At 61.7% G+C, this 16122-nt stretch carries 15 protein-coding genes; 11 read left to right on the plus strand and 4 right to left on the minus strand.

Translation table 11 applies throughout. The features are described from left to right. The 8 genes from UF78_RS09150 (at position 1) to leuD (ending at position 8519) form a co-directional block, all read left to right on the plus strand. Complete coding sequence (locus UF78_RS09150) at positions 1-1446, plus strand: aldehyde dehydrogenase family protein (RefSeq protein ID WP_045161849.1); 1446 nt, start codon at positions 1-3, stop codon at positions 1444-1446. A 5-nt stretch (positions 1447-1451) separates the two neighbouring features. Continuing rightward, entirely contained in the window at positions 1452-2834 is a 1383-nt protein-coding gene (locus UF78_RS09155) for an FAD-dependent oxidoreductase (protein ID WP_045161850.1), read from the plus strand. Positions 2835-2844: 10 nt separating this feature from the next. Continuing rightward, on the plus strand, positions 2845-4173 hold the full coding sequence (locus UF78_RS09160; RefSeq protein WP_045161851.1) for an NAD(P)/FAD-dependent oxidoreductase: 1329 nt from the start codon (positions 2845-2847) through the stop codon (positions 4171-4173). Then, a complete protein-coding gene (locus tag UF78_RS09165; RefSeq protein WP_045161852.1) occupies positions 4170-4538 on the plus strand; it encodes an ethanolamine utilization protein EutQ in 369 nt (122 codons plus the stop codon). The genes UF78_RS09160 and UF78_RS09165 overlap by 4 nt, the downstream gene beginning before the upstream one ends. A 74-nt stretch (positions 4539-4612) precedes the next feature. Next, positions 4613-5902, plus strand: coding sequence for an MFS transporter (locus UF78_RS09170; RefSeq protein ID WP_045161853.1), 1290 nt, complete (start codon positions 4613-4615; stop codon positions 5900-5902). Between the two features lie 144 nt (positions 5903-6046). Beyond that, entirely contained in the window at positions 6047-6256 is a 210-nt protein-coding gene (locus tag UF78_RS22870) for a hypothetical protein (RefSeq protein WP_155397617.1), read from the plus strand. A gap of 231 nt (positions 6257-6487) precedes the next feature. After that, complete coding sequence (gene leuC / locus UF78_RS09175) at positions 6488-7909, plus strand: 3-isopropylmalate dehydratase large subunit (RefSeq protein WP_045161854.1); 1422 nt, start codon at positions 6488-6490, stop codon at positions 7907-7909. 1 nt (position 7910) lies between these two features. Further along, on the plus strand, positions 7911-8519 hold the full coding sequence (leuD, locus tag UF78_RS09180; RefSeq protein ID WP_045161855.1) for a 3-isopropylmalate dehydratase small subunit: 609 nt from the start codon (positions 7911-7913) through the stop codon (positions 8517-8519). A gap of 112 nt (positions 8520-8631) precedes the next feature. Here leuD and ttdR read toward each other — a convergent pair whose 3' ends face one another. From ttdR to UF78_RS09195, 3 genes are all read right to left on the minus strand, one after another. Then, positions 8632-9546 carry an L-tartrate utilization transcriptional activator TtdR gene (gene ttdR / locus UF78_RS09185; RefSeq protein ID WP_045162060.1) on the minus strand — a complete coding sequence of 305 codons (915 nt, stop codon included), beginning with the start codon at positions 9544-9546 and terminating at the stop codon, positions 8632-8634. Between the two features lie 119 nt (positions 9547-9665). Beyond that, positions 9666-10211 carry a DUF4256 domain-containing protein gene (locus UF78_RS09190; protein WP_045161857.1) on the minus strand — a complete coding sequence of 182 codons (546 nt, stop codon included), beginning with the start codon at positions 10209-10211 and terminating at the stop codon, positions 9666-9668. A 165-nt stretch (positions 10212-10376) separates the two neighbouring features. After that, on the minus strand, positions 10377-11294 hold the full coding sequence (locus tag UF78_RS09195) for a LysR family transcriptional regulator (protein ID WP_045161858.1): 918 nt from the start codon (positions 11292-11294) through the stop codon (positions 10377-10379). 107 nt (positions 11295-11401) lie between these two features. On the opposite strand from UF78_RS09195, the gene UF78_RS09200 reads away from it, so the two are divergent. Beyond that, entirely contained in the window at positions 11402-12391 is a 990-nt protein-coding gene (locus UF78_RS09200) for a zinc-dependent alcohol dehydrogenase family protein (protein WP_045161859.1), read from the plus strand. Between the two features lie 168 nt (positions 12392-12559). Here the strand turns inward: UF78_RS09200 and UF78_RS09205 are convergent, their stop codons facing one another. Then, positions 12560-13360, minus strand: coding sequence for an IclR family transcriptional regulator (locus UF78_RS09205; RefSeq protein ID WP_045161860.1), 801 nt, complete (start codon positions 13358-13360; stop codon positions 12560-12562). Positions 13361-13476: 116 nt separating this feature from the next. On the opposite strand from UF78_RS09205, the gene hmgA reads away from it, so the two are divergent. Continuing rightward, positions 13477-14781 carry a homogentisate 1,2-dioxygenase gene (hmgA, locus tag UF78_RS09210; RefSeq protein ID WP_045161861.1) on the plus strand — a complete coding sequence of 435 codons (1305 nt, stop codon included), beginning with the start codon at positions 13477-13479 and terminating at the stop codon, positions 14779-14781. 16 nt (positions 14782-14797) lie between these two features. Next, positions 14798-16120: a fumarylacetoacetase gene (gene fahA, locus UF78_RS09215; RefSeq protein ID WP_196298651.1), complete on the plus strand. Its 1323-nt coding sequence runs from the start codon at positions 14798-14800 to the stop codon at positions 16118-16120. The last annotated feature ends 2 nt before the right edge of the window (positions 16121-16122 follow it).

Here is a 16122-nt window from a genome sequence, read left to right on the forward strand (position 1 = left end):
ATGAATTCGTTAGCTTCCCATTGGCTTAATTACATCGACGGTGAGTGGTGCGACAGCGATAGGCACCTGACCGTGAACAACCCCGGCAACGGAGAGCCCCTGGCGACCATTGCCGAGGCCAGCATCGCCGATACTGAGCGGGCACTGGTCGCGGCTCGGCGCTGTGTGGATAGTCGCGCGTTGAGCAAAGTGCGCCCGGCGCAACGCGTCAGCTGGCTGCTGGCGATTGCTGATGAAGTTCGCTCGGTGGCCGAAGAGGGCGCCTGGGTGCTCTGCCAGGAAAATGGCAAGAGCCTGAGGGATGCACGAGACGAGTTCATCGAAGCTGCGCGCTACTTCGAGTACTACGCCGGCATGGCCGACAAGATCGAAGGCGCCTCGATCCCATTGGGCGACGACTACATGGACTTCACCGTCTATGACCCGATGGGCGTCTCCGTGCAGATCGTCCCCTGGAATTTCCCGGTTTCGATCTGTGCGCGTTCGCTGGCGCCCGCCCTCGCGGCCGGCAACGCGGTGATCGTCAAGTCGCCGGAACTGTCACCGCTGGGCATCTGCATGCTGATCGAGGCGATCAATCGGGTCGGCCTGCCGCGTGGTGCGGTTAGCTTGCTTTGCGGGCGCGGCCGTGAGATCGGCGCGCACCTCGTTTCCCACCCCTCGGTGGACCAGATCGTGTTTACCGGTTCGGTGCCGACGGGGCAGAGCATTCTGCGTGCCGCGGCGGAGCGGGCCATCCCCAGCGTCATGGAGCTGGGTGGCAAGTCGGCCGCGTTGGTGTTCGCTGATGCCGACCTGGCGCAACTGCTGAGCAGCGTGAAGAGCGGCATCTTCTTCAACGCCGGTCAGGTCTGCTCCGCGATGTCTCGTCTGCTGGTGCAGCGCGACATCTATGAAGAGGTGATCGAGTCCGTCGTTCAGCTGGCCGAAGGTTTGAAGGTCGGTCTGGGACAGGATGATTCCGAGTTGACCCCCGTGATCAGCGCCGGTCAGTTGGACAGCATTCAGACCCTTTGCCAGCGCGCTGTTGCCGAGGGCGCGGTCGTCGCGACCGGCGGCGAGGCCTTCAATGATCGCGCCGGCCACTTCATGCGCCCGACCGTGTTCCGCGACGTTTCGCCGGACATGTGCATCGCGCAGGAAGAGGTCTTCGGGCCGGTGCTGGCGATCATTCCGTTCGATACCGAAGAGCAGGCAATCGAAATCGCCAACGGCACGGAGTTCGGTCTGGTCGCCGGTGTGTTCACCCAGGACCTGAGCCGGGCCATGCGTTGCGCGCGCCGGCTGAAGTCCGGCCAGGTATTCATCAACGAGTGGTATGCCGGTGGCATCGAGACGCCCTTCGGTGGGGTCGGCCTGTCCGGGTTCGGCCGTGAGAAGGGGCAAGAGGCTTTGTACAGCTACGTTCGCACCAAGAACGTGGCGATTCGCGTAGCGCAGGAGTGACCGTCATGTTCAAGACATGGTTGTGCGTTGTATGTGGCTTGATCTACGACGAGGCGAAGGGCTGGCCGCAGGACGGTATCGCGGCTGGCACACGCTGGGAGGACGTGCCCGAGGACTGGCTGTGCCCCGAATGCGGGGTGGGCAAGAGCGATTTCGAGATGCTAGACGTCAGCGAGGTGGCGGCAGCCGTCAGCGAGGCGCCCGTTCCGGTGCCGCCGACGTTTGCGCAACCGCAGCAGCCCATCGTCATCATCGGCAGCGGCCATGCGGGTTACGGTCTCGTGCAGGCGCTGCGCAAGGCTGACGAGAAAGTGGAAATCATCGTCATCACCCGCGAATGCGGTCATCTGTATTCCAAGCCCGCGCTGTCGATTGGCCTGGCACAGGGCAAGAGCATCGAGACGCTCAGCGGCGAAGCACCGTTCGCCATCGAGAAACGCCTGAAGATCAGCGTGCGTTCCTTCTGTGAGGTCCAGCGTATCGACACCGCTACGAAAACGCTGCATACCAACCTGGGCGATCTGGCCTACGGGCAGCTGGTGTTGGCGAGCGGTGCGGAACCGATTCGCCTGCCGATCGACGGCAACCGGGAAGCCATCGTCAGCGTGAACAACCTCGAGGATTACAAGGCGTTTCGCAGCGCCCTGGTCGGCAAGCGGCGCATTGCGATTCTGGGTGACGGCCTGATCGGTTGCGAGTTTGCCAACGACCTGGCCGCCAGTGGTTTCGAGGTCAGTGTCATCGGGCTGGGGCGCTGGCCAATGGAGCGGCTGCTGCCCCAGGAAGTCGGTGCGCAACTGCAAAACGCTTTGCAGGCGCAGGGGGTGCGATGGCATCTGCAGAACACCCTGAAGCGTGTCGATAAGACCGATGCTGGTTATCGGTTGCTGCTCGCTGACGGCGCACAGCTGGAGGCGGACATCGTCCTATCGGCGGTTGGACTTTGTCCAAGCGTCGCCCTGGCAGAGCGCGCCGGGTTGGCGATCGGCCGCGGTATCCAGGTGGACGACCACATGCGCACCTCGCAGCCGGGCGTCTTCGCTCTGGGTGATTGCATCGAGATCGATGGGCAGTTGCTGCCGTATCTCGCGCCCATCAACCAAGGCGTGCAAGCGCTGACCCGGACCTTGCTCGGCCAGCCGACCCGGGTCAGCTACCCGCACATGCCGATCATTGTGAAGACGCCGGCTGCGCCACTCAGCGTGCTGCCGCCTGCACCAGGCTGTGAGGGGGACTGGAAATGCACAGCCACAACCGATGGCATGAGCGCCGGCTTCTACGACACGCAGGGTCATCTGCGCGGGTTCGTACTGCTCGGCAAGGAAGCGCAAACCCAGCGCAATGCCTGGCTGCAGTCGTGCCATACCACTGATCGTGCGGTTGCCTGAGGGAATCCTGATGACTACAACAATCAACCTACCGCACGACGACAGCACATGCGGTTGGTACGCCAACCTGCCGGAACGGGCGGCAATCAAACGGCTCGACGGTCAGCAGCGCGCCGACTACGCGGTTATAGGCGCCGGCTTCGCCGGGCTGGCGGCGGCCCGGCGGCTGGCGGTGCTCAACCCTCAGGCGCGCATCCTGCTGATTGATGCTCAGCGCGTTGGCTACGGTGCTTCGGGTCGCAACTCGGGTTTTGTGATCGATCTGCCGCACAAGTTCGCATTGGAGCATCCCGATCCGCTTCACAAGCAGCGACTGCTTGGCCTCAACCGTGCTGCGATCAGCCAGCTCGAGCAGCTGGTCAAGCAGCATCGCATCGAGTGCCAATGGTCCCGCGCCGGTAAGTATCAAGGGGCGGTGGGCGAGCGAGGCCTGGCCTATCTCGAGCATTTCCGGCATCTGCTCTCCGATCTCGGCGAGCCGTTTCAGGATGTCGAACGAAAAGCGCTGGCAAAGACCCTCGGGACCGATCATTACAGCGGCGCGATCTTCACGCCGGGCTGTTATCTCATGCAGCCGGCGGCGTTGGTCGCCGGGCTGGCCAACGCCTTGCCGGCAAATGTGGAATTGCTGGAAGAGTCGCCCATCAATCGGTTGGAGCGGGACGGGAAGGGGGGATGGCTGCTGCATGCGCGGCAGGGCACAGCGCACTGCAATCAACTGTTGCTGGCAACCAGCATCTTTACCCGTGAGTTCGGTTATTTGCGCAATCGCTTGCTGCCGGTGATGACCTTCGCTAGCTGGACGCGCCCGCTCACGGACGACGAAATGGTGGCCTATGGCGGGCAGCTGGACTGGGGCCTTACCCCGGCTGACCACGCTGGCACAACGGTGCGTATGACGCAGGACCGTCGGCTGATCATCCGCAACACCTACAAGCATGTGCCCAGATATGGCCGCAGCACGAGCGACGGCATGCGCGAAAAGGTCCGCGAAGCGCATCGTGCAGCGTTCCTGAAGCGCTTCCCGCAGCTGGCCGCTGTGCCCTTCAGTCATACCTGGGGCGGTGTGTACGCTATCTCGCGTAACTTCACCAACTTCTTCGGCGAGCTGGAGAAAGGGGTGTATGCCTCTGCTTGCGACAATGGGGTCGGCGCGGCATGGGGCACCATCTCCGGAACGCTCCTGGCTGACCTTGTATCCGGGGTGGAGTCCTCTCAGCTGAACGATATTCGCACGGTCACCGGGATGCCTTCGCTCAATCCTCCTGAGCCGTTTCTCGGCCTGGGCGTGCGTTCGCGAATTCGCCTGGCCGCCTGGAACAGCCGGAGCGAGCTATGATCCGCCCCGCGTCGCAATCCCCCGTGTTGCACATCGATCACGAGGATCTGGCATTCACCTTGCGAGGCGGCCCGCCTGGCGCGGCCTATGTGGCGCGTGCGGTGAGCAACGAGATCTCACCGAACATGGGCATCGGCTTCGCACGTTGGGAAGGTGCAGAAGTGTCGTGGACGCTCCTCTACGATGAGGCGATTTTCGTCATAGAAGGACTTTTCGAGCTGAAGGCGAACGGGGAGGTGTATCGCGTCCGTCCCGGCCAGTTGCTATGGATTCCAGAGGGAACTGAGCTGGTTTATGGGGGGCAGGCACTGTTCGGCTACGTCGTCCACCCAGGCGACTGGAAGGCTCGTCACGGGCTCGAGTAATGTTGCAGCGATAACGTGCCGCCACTCCTTTACAGGGGCGGCGGCGCTTTTCATTTCAGCTGGAAATCAAAAACATGTTGATGCTTGCACGAAGCTTCGGTGCGCTCTATCTGGCGACGGTGCTAATGCAGTTCGGGGCTACGTTGATGATGACGTACCTGGCACTGAGCATGGCCGGCAATGGTGGCGAAGGACTCGGTGGCGGTGCGCTGATGGCGGCCAACTCGCTTGGCATGGTGCTGGGGGCGAGTATCGGTTCCCGGTTTATTCAGACCGTGGGGCACATTCGAACTTACGCAGCCTGCGCAGGCATCATTGCTGCCGTGGTGCTTTCCCACGCGTTTTTCGACAATCTCGGCATTTGGCTGCTGTTACGCTGCGTCATGGGTGCGGCCACGATGTGCCAATTGATGGTGTTGGAGAGCTGGCTGAACGAGCAGACACATAGCGAGCACCGAGGCCGGGCGCTGGCCTTGTACATGGTCGCCAGCTACGTAGGGATGGCGCTTGGGCAGCTTGCCTTGACGGTCAACGGCGATCTCGGATCGCAGGTGCTGATCGTTGTCGCGATAGCCTTCTCGCTGTGCCTGGTGCCGGTCGCATTGACCCGTAGCCTGCATCCCGCTGCGGTGGAGCCCGTACCCATTTCGATCACCTTGTTCCTTCGGCGGCTTCCTCTGTCGCTCGCCACCATCCTGGTGTCCGGCATGATCAACGGCAGCTTCTTCGGCTTGTCCGCGATCTATGCAAGGAAGTTGGGCTTATCGACCGCAGAAGTAGGGCAGTTCATGGCGCTGGCGATTGGCGCAGGCCTGCTGGCGCAATGGCCGCTCGGCTGGATTTCCGATCGGTTGCCGCGCGCCAGCCTGATCCGCGTCGTTGCGTTACTCCTGTCCATCGCGTGCTTGCCGCTAACGGGCATCGTCCAGTTGACACTGCCGTGGCTGCTGGTTTTCAGCGCATCGGTAGGTTTTTTTCAGTTCTGCCTTTACCCGCTCGGCGCTGCCTTGGCCAACGACAACATCGAGTCGGAGCTGCGAGTCCCGTTGGCGGGCATGGTATTGCTGACGTTCGGCGCCGGGGCCTGTCTCGGTCCGCTGATCGCCGGGGGCGTGATGCACCTGTATGGCTCGTCCTGGCTTTATGCTTATCTCGCCGTCTGCGCGGCGCTACTGGCGGTCGCGGTCAGCCAGCGCAAGGTGAAAGGTGACCATCTGCGTGAAGACGCACCGTTGCATCAGCCCGTCATGCCCAACGCCCTGGCGAGCTCGGCGATCATTGCATCCGTGGAGCAGAGCGCGGTTGCCGAGGAGGGAACTTCGTCACAAAGCCACGAGGAGGCGTCAGTCGAGCGCCCGGCGTAATGAGCTCAGTGTTCGGTCGATCGGGGCGATTGCCATTGGATACATGGGGCGGCGCATCGGTTGCTGCGCGACATGCGGCCCGCACTTATCGAATGAAACAGCCTCGAATCTGTGAGCCATTCACGGCTCGACCGGAGGTGATTCATGAGTATCGATCCGCTCGACAGACCCCATGACCAGCAGCCCGTGCCGGGGCAGGACCAGAACCCCAGTCATTCCCCTGAGCCTGATTTCATCACGGATAATCCAGACGTCCAGCCAGGTTCTGGTAATGGCACAAGGCCCACCGATCAGCCGGGAAAAGCGCCAGAGTTCGACCCGAATGAGCCGGGTCTGGGTAATCCGCTCCCTTAATCCGTTCCAGAACAGAAAACGAGCCCAGCCTTTGAGCTGGGCTTTGTTTTGCCGGAACGTTCGTGAGCCGTTCTACCATTCAGTGTTGAATGATTATTCACGAATCATGAATTCAAAAAACGAAGATACGATATTGAGTTACGTATTGCATTCAATGATCTTGCCGAGCAGGTCTAACAGTAGGTGCCGTGTCTTCGGACACTCGCATAACAAGCTCAAGCGAGAACAGCCATGAATCGCCCCAGGACTCTTTACGAAAAGCACATCGATTCCCATACGGTCTGCAACCTCGACGACCAAGGCCATGTATTGCTCTACATCGACCGCCAAGTCGCCAACGAATACACCAGCCCTCAGGCCTTCAGCGGCCTGCGGCATGCCAACCGCAAGGTTTGGCGCCCGGCAGCCACGTTGGCAGTCGTCGATCATGTCAACCCAACGAGCCCGGACCGTATCGCCACGATGCCCGATCCAGGCGGTGCGCGGCAGGTTTCCTCCTTCGGGGAGAACTGTCGCGACTTCGGTATCGAGCTGTTCGATGTGCTGGACAAGCGACAGGGCATCGAACACGTCGTCGCCCCTGAACAGGGCTTCATTCTGCCCGGCATGGTGGTCGCAGCAGGGGACAGCCACACCACCACCTATGGCGCGCTGGGTGCATTTGGCTTTGGCATCGGCACGTCCGAAATCGAACACCTGCTGGCAACCCAGACGCTGGTCTACAAGCGCCTGAAAACCATGCGCGTGCACGTGCGGGGCGAGCTCGGTAACGGCCTGACGTCCAAGGACATCATCATGGCGCTGATCCGCCGCATCGGTGCGTCTGGCGCGACCGGATACGCGATCGAATTTGCCGGACCCACGATCGAAGCCTTGAGTGTCGAAGCTCGGATGACGATCTGCAACATGGCGGTCGAAGCGGGTGCGCGTGGCGCCTTCATGGCGCCGGACGAAAAGGTCTACGCCTATCTCGCGGACAAACCCCGTGCACCAGAAGGCGCGCTCTGGGAACAGGCCGTGGCGCGCTGGCGTGAGCTATACAGCGACCCGGGCGCTGAATTCGACGCCGACATCGATCTGGATGTCGGCACGCTGGAGCCCATGGTCACCTGGGGTACAAGTCCCGATCAGGCGGCTGCAATCAGTGACCGGGTTCCGGACCCGCTGAATGAGCCCGATGCCGTCCGCCGTCAGGATACTCAGCGCGCCCTGCGTTACATGGGCCTCGAACCGGGAGAGTGCTTGTCGGATATCGAGATCAGCCACGCCTTCATCGGTTCTTGTACCAACGCGCGGATCGAGGATCTTCGCGATGCGGCGCGTGTCGTGCGTGGCCGCAAAGTGGCGGCTCACGTACGGGCCATGGTCGTTCCTGGCTCCACCCAGGTACGTGCCCAAGCCGAAGCCGAAGGGCTTGCCAAAATCTTTCTTGATGCGGGTTTCGAATGGCGCCAGTCAGGTTGCTCGATGTGCCTGGCGATGAATGACGATGTGCTGTCTCCCGGTGATCGCTGTGCGTCCAGTACCAACCGGAACTTCGAGGGCCGTCAGGGGGCAGGAGCGCGTACGCATTTGATGAGCCCTGCGATGGTCGCTGCCGCTGCGGTGTCGGGCCGTTTGACCGATGTTCGTTCGTTGTCCGAGGAGGCTTGAGATGGAACCCTTCGTTACCATTAGCGGCACGGCTGCCCCCATGTTGGCGGCCAATGTCGACACCGATGTGATCATGCCCAAGCAGTTCCTCAAGGGTATTGACCGCAACGGTCTCGATCGCGGCGTGTTCTTCGATCTGCGCTGGCTGCCGAACGGTGAGCCGAACCCGGACTTCGTGCTCAATCAGCGGCCCTGGAACGAGGTCAGTTTTCTGGTCGTCGGGCCCAATTTCGGTTGTGGCTCGAGCCGCGAACATGCGGTCTGGGGGCTCAAGCAGCTCGGCATCCGCGCATTGATCGGAACCAGCTTCGCTGGGATCTTCTTCGATAACTGTCAGCGCAATGGCCTGTTGCTGATCCAGCTGAGCGATGCGGAACTGCGTGAGGTCGGGCAACTGGTCGCCCGGCCTGAGTTCGCGACGATTCGCATCGACCTCGGCGAACAGAAGATAGTACTTCAGGAAGGACGGTCGATCGAGTTCGCCATCGACGCGTTGCGCAAAGAAGCCCTCTTGCTCGGGCTGGACGCCATTGGCAGCACCTTGCAGCGCACCGATCAGATCACGGCGTTCGAGATCCGGCACCTGCAGGCCAACCCCTGGCTTGCCTGATTTATGCCCTGGGCCGGCCCTGGCTTCGGCCCGGCTTGGCCCAGGGCGAACCAGCCCCAGCGGGGCCTGTGAGACGTCATTCGCGTCGGCGCGTCGCACAGTACTGTGCGGATTACAGTGAAATCGCGCGGAAGTGTTCTTCTAAAAATTCCACACAGACCCTTAGCTTGGCCGAGTTGGACAGGCGCGTCGGGTAGACTGCCCAGACGTTCGCGCTCTGGCTGTAGTCCGGTAGCACCTGTACCAACTCGCCAGTTTCCAGCAGCGGCCTCACGTCCCATAACGAGCGCAGCAAAATCCCTCTACCGTGCAGCGCCCATTGCAGCACGATTTCTCCGTTGTTCGAGGACAGCGGGCCGCTGATGCGAACGCTATGCTGCTTGCCGGCACGATCCAGCGCCCAGACGCCAAATGCGTTGTTACGCTCTTTCAATACCAGACAATCGTGGCGTTGGAGGTCGTCGAGGCTTTGCGGCGTGCCGCGCCGAGCGAGGTATTCGGGTGTGGCGCAGAGAATCCGTTTGTTGGTCACCAGGCGTTTGCTGATGTGCTGCCCCGGCAGGTCGTCGCCGACGCGAATCTCAAGGTCGAACCCTTCGCCGACCAGGTCAACGACGCGGTCGAACACCTCCAGGCGGATCTCCAATTCAGGATAGCTCTCCGCCAATAAGGAAATGGCTGGCGCGACGTGGTTACGGCCGAATCCGAACGAGCTGCTGATGTGCAGCAATCCCCTCGGGGTCTGCCGTGCTTGCGAGAGTTCGTCGAACAGGTCGTCCAAATCACCCAGGATGCGCACGGCCCAGCGTTGAGCGCGTTCGCCATCCTCAGTCAAAGCGATACGGCGAGTGGTGCGGTGCAGCAGCCGCGCTTTCAGTGCGCTTTCCAGAATTTGGACGCGCTTGCTGATATAGGCGGGGGATACCCCAAGCTCATCCGCAGCCCCGGCAAAGCTCTGTTTGCGAATTACCGTGAGGAAAACCCGCAGGTCTTCCGGTAATGGCAATTGATCACGAAGTGTGTTCACGGCGCCATGTTCCACCTATTTGTTTCACGTTTGGTGAATATAACATGGTGACAGCTGGGCTTATCAGACGAGTCCGCTCCCCTAAATCCACACACCAAACATCCAAGCTGGCCGCCTGCTCAGACCACCAACGTGCCGCGGAACCCCCTCGCGGCGTAATAAGATTGCGCGCCGTTGTGATAAACGAAAACACAGTCATAGCGACGGTCACAAAAGAGCGCACCCCCAAGCTTTCTGATGGCAGAGGGTGTTTGCACCCAGCTGGAGGTCTTGGCATCGAAGCAGCCTAGTTTCTGCAGGTCCCGATACTGGGCTTCCGTCAGAATCTCGATGCCCAGGTCGGCAGCCATCTCGGTAGCACAGTTGGCCGGCTTGTTCTCCTTTCTTGAGTCCAGGGCCGCCCGGTCATAACAGAGGCTTCTACGGCCAGCGGGACTTTCGGCAGAACAGTCGACGAAGATGATCTCGCCCGTGTCCGTATCGCGAGCTATCACGTCTGGCTCGCCGCCAGTGCTCTCCATGTTCTGCAGCGCTTGCAGTTTTTCCGGCGAAGCCTCCAGCCTGGTACACACCTGAGGCCATTCAATACCTTCATGCCGGCACATGTTCGCCTCGAAGCGAACCTTCAGCGTGCCAATTAGCGCCTCTCGCTGCTTTGCATTCATGTCCGCAACCTCCCTGACGTGTCATCTCGAATACGATCGTTCAGCGCAGAACCCATCCGAGCCGTGCGACTGATGAAATGACTGGCAGATTAGCAGGTGCTCGTAGCGGTCTTGTTCCGTCTGTTTTGCCCGAGGCATGACGGACCGACCGATGTGTCTGCAGATTCATTCGACGTCGCGGATGAGTGGGGCACTGCCTGGCAGCTGTGCGGCCAATGCATCGACGGCGAGACGCACTCTCAACGGTAGCCGTGGGGTTTGCAGCCAGAGCGCGTACACATCGTAGAGATGGCCTGGCTGCTGGGGAAACACCTGCACCAGTGTGTTGGCAAGGATGCGTTCATGTACCAGCCAGTAGGGAAGCCAGGCCAGGCCGATGCCAGTGGTTGCTGCGTCAGCTATCGCGTCGAGGTCGTCCAGGCATAGGCGGTAACGGGGCAGAATTTCCAGAGGTGCTTGACCATCGTGGGGAAATAGCCAGGGCGCCACCGGGCCTGAGCGTCGATAGGCGATGGCTTGATGCTCGCTTAGGTCCTCGATCCGCTGTGGCTGGCCATGTTCGAGGAGATAGCCGGGGGCGGCGCAGACCACCATGGTTTGCCTTGCAACGCGTCGCGCCACCAGGTTGGTGTCATCCGCCGGGACGCCGGTGCGGATCGCAAGGTCGAAGCCGTCTTCGGCCAGGTCCGAGAGCCGATCGTTGAAAGAGATATCGAGTTCGAGGGCGGGGTATTGCCGGGCCAGTTCCAGCAGAACCGGCGCGACGCAGTGTCTACCGAAGTGTACAGGCACCGTGACTCTCAGCTTCCCCCTTGGCTCGGCCATATGGTCAGCGGCGAGCGCCTCGGACAGTTCCACTTCCGCGAGGATCGCCCGACAGCGTTCGTAGTAGGCATTGCCGATACCCGTCAGGCTTTGACGCCGCGTGGTCCGGGAAATCAGCCGCACGCCGAGGCGCTCTTCGAGCGCGCGAATGTGCTTGCCCACCATAGGCCCGGAAAGGTCCAGAGCGTTGCCTGCGGCAGCGAAAGACCCGAGTTCGACGACCCTGACGAATACCGCCATGCTGGTGAGCCGGTCCATTGGAAACTCCTGGTTTCGAGTGTTTTATCTTATCCGTCATTTATCACGCATCTCCGGGCTTGGGATAGTTGATTGCATCCATTTGGTTTCTATTTTGGAGGCAGGAAATGACGCGAGCAGTGCGGTTTCACGAACATGGCGGCCCCGAAGTCCTATGCATCGAGCAGGTGGATATACCGAAGCCGGGACGGGGAGAAGTCCGGATACGCGTGAAGGCGTTGGGAATCAATCGGGCGGAAACGCTGTTGCGCGAGGGGCGTTATATCGAGCAAGCCATCTTCCCCTCGGGGCTTGGACTGGAGGCGGCGGGCATCGTCGAGAGTGTGGGTGAAGAGGTGGAAGGGCTGGAGCCAGGGGACGCGGTCAGTGTAGTGCCGCCGCAGTCCATGGTCCGTTGGCCCGCATATGGCGAGCTGGCGCTGTTTCCTGCCGAACTGATCGTCAAGCATCCGCCTGTTCTTGCCTGGGAGGAGGCTGCGGCGATCTGGATGCAGTACCTCACCGCTTACGGCGCGCTGGTGGACATCGCCGAGCTCGGCAAGGATGACTTCGTGGTGGTGACGGCAGCCTCCAGCAGCGTCGGCCTGGCGGCTATCCAGATCGCCAATCTGGTGGGCGCAACGCCAATCGCCGTCACTCGCACATCAGCCAAACGATCCGCTTTGAGTGCGGCCGGTGCCCGCCATGTGATTGCGATGGCAGAGGAGGATCTTGCTGTCCGTCTCAAGGAAATCACAGGCCCAAGGGGTGCACGGGTAGTGCTGGACCCTATTGGCGGCCCGCTGTTCGAGCCGTTGACCGAAGCGATGGCGCAAGGCGGTATTCTCCTCGAATACGGTGGGCTCAGCCCGGAGCCAACGCCGTTCCCGCTATTCACGGTGCTCAGCAAGTCGCTCACTCTGCGTGGTTACCTCGTGCACGAGATCACCACTGACCGCGCACGTCTCCAGGCGGCCAAGACCTTTATTCTCAACGGTCTGGAGTCAGGTGTGCTGCGTCCGGTGATCGCGAAGGTGCTTCCCTTCGAGCAGATAGCTGAAGCGCATCGCTTCGTTGAATCGAACGAGCAGTTTGGCAAGGTCGTGGTTACGCTATAGGTGCCAGGGCGGTGCGGGCTATGGGTGGTGGCGAGCAAGGTGTGGTGCAGATGTCGCTTCACTGCTCGCCCCGTCATCTGCTTTGGTGGGAAGCTGCCGCCAAGCTCCACGCCCTATGTTTCTGCGACGTGCCCTGGTGCCTGGTATCCGGTGGTTCGTTCCCGCGGTTCATTCATCCGCCGATGGAGTGAACGAACCCGCTCCCATCCGGGCACTGATTTTCCTAGCCGCGCCCAGCAAGCGCTGCGCCGCTTCGCCATCCACCTCTGCCATGAAGCCTGGCTCGGCGCCGACTATCGTGATGACGCCCGCCAACCGCTGATTGCCGCTGAACAGCGGCGCGGACAGTGCGTTGACGCCTGCCATCAGCAGGCCGTGCACGGGTTGGATGTGGGTGCGTTGCAGTTCGCTCATGGTGGCGAACAGGGCGGTGGAGGAAGGGGCGGACGGGAGCTTCATTTCTTCCTCGCGCAACTCGGCCGTTTCCGCATTCGGCATGAAGGCGTTGAACACCAAACCGGTGGACGAACCCAGCAGCGGCAGCACCGAGCCCACCTGCGTCACCAGCGTGACGGCCCGGACCGCCTGCTCGACATGCACGACGGCCGGCCCGCGGTTGCCCCAGACGGCGAGAAAGCAGGTTTCGTTGAGCTCGTCGCGCAGTTGCGCCAGATGCGGCGTGGCCAGTTTGACCACGTCCAGCCGGCCCAGCGCGGCCAGCCCGACGAACAAGGCAGCGCGGCCCAAGCCGTAGTGATTGGTCAGCGGATCCTGCTCGGCGAAGCCGCTGGCCATCAGCGCCTGCAGATAACGATGGACCTTGCTGGCGGGCATGCCGACGTGTTCGGCCAGGCGCGACAGTGACGTGGCAGGAGCCAGTTCGGCCAATGCAGTGAGGATGTCCGTGCCCACCTCGGCGGCCTGTACTTTCTGTCGGCGAGGCGCCGTATCCGCGTTGCTGTCTGCCATGAGTTCAGCTGTCCTGTGTCTGCGGCCACTTTTCTGAAGGCGCTGTTTATAGCTTGACGCCTCGGTGAGTTCAAATTACTTTTTGCGTAAACGCATTACGCTAAAGAGATACAGCTATGCAACGACAACAACAATCTGGTGAAACTGCTCGATATCTGTCCGGCTTCGGCAATGAATTCAGTAGCGAGGCCTTGCCGGGCGCGCTGCCGGTCGGCCAGAACTCCCCGCAGAAGGTGCCGTACGGCCTCTACACCGAGTTGCTCTCCGGCACGGCCTTCACCGTGCCCCGCAGCGAAGCGCGTCGGGCCTGGCTGTATCGAATCCGTCCTTCGGCCAACCATGGCCAGTATCAGCGTCTGGATCGTCAGCTCGGCAGCGAGCTGGGACCGGTCACACCCAATCGGCTGCGCTGGAACCCCGAGCCATTCCCTGAGACCGCGACGGATTTCCTCGATGGTCTGATGTGTGTGGCGGCCAATTTCGAGCCCGACCAGCCGGCGGGAGCGAGCATCTATCGTTACGCGGCGAACGTGTCGATGGAGCGAGTCTTCTTCAATGCTGATGGCGAACTGTTGCTGGTGCCGCAGCAAGGTGCGCTGAAGCTGGTCACCGAACTGGGCGTGCTCGAGGTGGGCCCGCTTGAGATCGCGGTAGTCCCGCGCGGCATGCGCTTTCGCGTCGAGTTGCTGGACACGACTGCCCGCGGCTACGTGTGCGAGAACCATGGCTGTGCCTTGCGTCTGCCGGATCTGGGGCCGATCGGCAGCAACGGCCTGGCCAATCCGCGTGACTTCCTGGCGCCCGTTGCGCAATTCGAAGAGCGCGACGAACCCGTTCAGCTGGTGCAGAAATTCCTCGGCGAACTCTGGGCCACCGAGCTCGGGCACTCGCCGCTGGACGTGGTCGCCTGGCATGGCAACAACGTGCCCTACAAGTACGATCTGCGCCGGTTCAACACGATCGGCACTGTCAGCTTCGACCACCCGGATCCCTCGATCTTCACCGTACTGACCTCGCCCAGCGCCATCCACGGCATGGCCAACATCGACTTCGTGATCTTCCCGCCACGCTGGATGGTGGCGGAAAACACCTTTCGACCGCCGTGGTTCCACCGCAACCTGATGAACGAATTCATGGGCCTGATCGATGGCGCCTACGATGCCAAGGCCGACGGTTTCTCGCCCGGTGGTGCTTCGCTGCACAACTGCATGAGCGCCCACGGCCCGGATCACGTGTCGACTGAACAGGCGATCAACGCCGAACTCAAACCGCACAAGATCGAGAACACCATGGCCTTCATGTTCGAAACCGGCCAGGTGCTTCGCCCCACGCGCCAGGCGTTGGAAAGCCCGCAACTGCAGGACGATTACGACAGCTGCTGGGCTGGCCTGGCCAAGACTTTCGACAAGAAACAGAAATAACAGGACTGCACAGACCATGACCGAACAAAACATAACCGCGGAAAAGGGACTACGCAGTTGGGTCGAATCGGCTAATGGCCATTCGGACTTTTCCCTCGCCAACCTGCCGCTGGGGGTCTTCAGCCGGAACGGCGGGCTACCGCGCGGCGGCGTTGCGATCGGCGACTGCATTCTCGACCTTGCCGCAGCTTGCGATGCAGGCCTGTTCGAAGGGCGCGCCGCCGAAGCGGCGAAGGCCGCCAGCGCCAGCAGCCTCAACACCTTCTTCGCGCTGGGGGCGTCGGCTCGCAAAGCGTTGCGCGAGGCGCTGCAAGGCTTGCTCGCCGAGACCTGCGAGCACCGTGATCGTCTGCGCGCCATGGGCGAAACCCTGCTGCAGCCGATGAGCCAATGTCAGATGCATCTCCCGGCCAAGGTGGGCGACTACACCGACTTCTATGTGGGCATCCATCACGCCAACAACGTCGGCAAGTTGTTCCGCCCGGATAATCCCTTGTTGCCGAACTACAAATACGTACCCATCGGTTATCACGGTCGTGCATCGACCATCGATGTGTCCGGCGCCACGGTCAAGCGGCCCAATGGCCAGACGCTGCCGCCTGGCGCCAGCGAGCCGAATTTCGGCCCCAGCAAGCGCCTGGATCACGAGCTGGAATTGGGAATCTGGATCGGGGAAGGCAATGCCCGAGGCGAGGCGATTTCGATCAGCGAAGCGGGCGCTCACGTGGCAGGTTTCTGTTTGCTCAACGACTGGTCGGCGCGCGATCTGCAGGCCTGGGAATATCAACCGTTGGGGCCGTTCCTGTCCAAGAGTTTCGCCACCAGCGTCTCGCCCTGGGTGGTAACGCCCGAGGCCCTGGAACCGTTCCGCTGCGCGCAGCCGGCGCGTCCCGAAGGCGATCCTCAGCCGCTGCCGTATCTGTATGACGAAAAGGATCAGCGGCAGGGCGCTCTGGACATCGAGCTGGAGGTGCTGCTGCAGACCCAGGCCATGCGCGACAAGGATCTGCCGGCGCAGCGCATCACCCTCAGTAGCACGCGCAACATGTATTGGACCGTGGCTCAGATGATCGCCCACCACAGCGTCAATGGCTGCAGCCTGCAGCCGGGCGATCTGTTCGGCTCCGGCACGTTGTCCGGTGAGACCACCGATAGCTGCGGGAGCCTGCTGGAGATCACCCAGGGCGGCAAACAGTCGCTGGAACTGGCGAGCGGCGAAACCCGTACCTTCCTCGAAGACGGCGATGAGATCATCTTCAGGGCGCGCTGCCAGCGCGAGGGGTATGGCGCAATCGGGTTCGGCGAATGCCGCGGTCGGGTGCTACCCGCTTCGCGCTGAAG

This window comes from Stutzerimonas stutzeri, from assembly GCF_000952685.1.
Lineage (GTDB): Bacteria > Pseudomonadota > Gammaproteobacteria > Pseudomonadales > Pseudomonadaceae > Stutzerimonas > Stutzerimonas stutzeri_E.